Raw genomic sequence first — 1,289 nt, 5'->3', positions numbered from 1 at the left:
GTTGACCGGGATCTCGCGCATCTTGGCCATGACCGCCTTGGCATCGTCGGTGCCGGCGGCCTGCACGGCCTTGAGGTAGTGGTTGACCGAGCTGTAGGCGCCGGCCGTCAGCATGCTCGGGATCTTGTCGCGCTTGGCGCGGAAGCGCTTGGTCCACTCACGGGTCTCGTCGTTCATGTCCCAGTAGAACGCCTCGGTGAGCACCAGGCCCTGCGCGACCGGCAGGGTCAGCGAGTTCACGTCGGTCGAGAAGACCAGGAGGCCGGCCAGGCGCTGGCCACCCTTGACGATGCCGAACTCGCCGGCCTGCTTGATCGAGTTGATCGTGTCCTGGCCGGCATTGGCCAGCCCGATGATCTTGGCCTTGGAAGCCTGGGCCTGCAGCAGGAAGGAAGAGAAGTCCTGCGTGCTGAGCGGATGTTTCACGCCGCCCAGCACCTTGCCGCCCGACGCTTGCACCACGGCGGTCACGTCGCGCTCGAGCGCGTGGCCGAAGGCGTAGTCGGCGGTCAGGAAGTACCAGGAGTCGCCGCCGCCCTTGACGATGGCGCCGCCCGTCACCTTGGCGAGGGCATAGGTGTCGTAGACCCAGTGCGCGCCGGTCTCCGAGCAGGCCGGGCCGGTCAGGTCGGCCGAGGCCGCGCCGGTGTTGATGTCGATCTTGCCCTTTTCCTGGGCAATCTTGCGGACGGCCAGCGCCACCGACGAGGTGCCGATGCCGGTGATCATGCTGACGCCGTCGACGTCGTACCAGCGACGCGCGATCTGGGCGCCGACGTCGGGCTTGGTCTGATGGTCCGCCGACAGAAGCTCGATCGGGCGGCCGAGCACCTTGCCGCCAAAATCGTCGATCGCCATCTGCGCGGCCTCGACCTCGCCGAGGTTCAGGTCGGCGTAGACGCCGGAAAAGCCTTCGGTAATGCCGATCTTGAGCGGCGCCGGCGCCTGGGCCTGCGCCATGGCGACAAGCCCTGCGACGGCCAGGCCGACGACCGAAGCGGCCGCGCCGGCGCGAAGAAACGAATTTTTAGATGCCATACGATTAGCCTCCCACATTTGTGCCCCCGTGGTGCAAATCTAGCTGACTCGTGGCCAAAGGAAAGGGCGCCCGCAGGCGCCCTTTCCCCGTTGTCTTTGGATTCGGCTACTTCACGAACGGGCACTTGCCGTCCTTGAGCGGACGATAGGCCTGGTCGCCCGGCACGGTGGCGACGAGCTTGTAGATGTCGTCCTTGCTCTTGGATTCGGCCGGCGACTTCACCTCGAACAGGTACATGTCGCGCACCAGT

1 protein-coding gene and 1 pseudogene are annotated in these 1,289 nt (G+C 66.0%); both read right to left on the bottom strand.

What is annotated here, in order from left to right; all coding sequences use genetic code 11:
* Positions 1-1,038: ABC transporter substrate-binding protein (locus tag RSO01_RS46785; protein WP_147157478.1), on the bottom strand; the 1,038-nt coding region annotated here is incomplete at its 3' end.
* A gap of 106 nt (positions 1,039-1,144) precedes the next feature.
* Positions 1,145-1,289: pseudogene (locus tag RSO01_RS49390) on the bottom strand (ABC transporter substrate-binding protein); the annotation flags it as partial.

The organism is Reyranella soli, assembly GCF_007992495.1.
In the GTDB taxonomy this organism is placed as follows: domain Bacteria; phylum Pseudomonadota; class Alphaproteobacteria; order Reyranellales; family Reyranellaceae; genus Reyranella; species Reyranella soli.
Note: the sequence above shows the minus strand (reverse complement) of the source record. Positions and strands in the feature narration are given on the sequence as shown.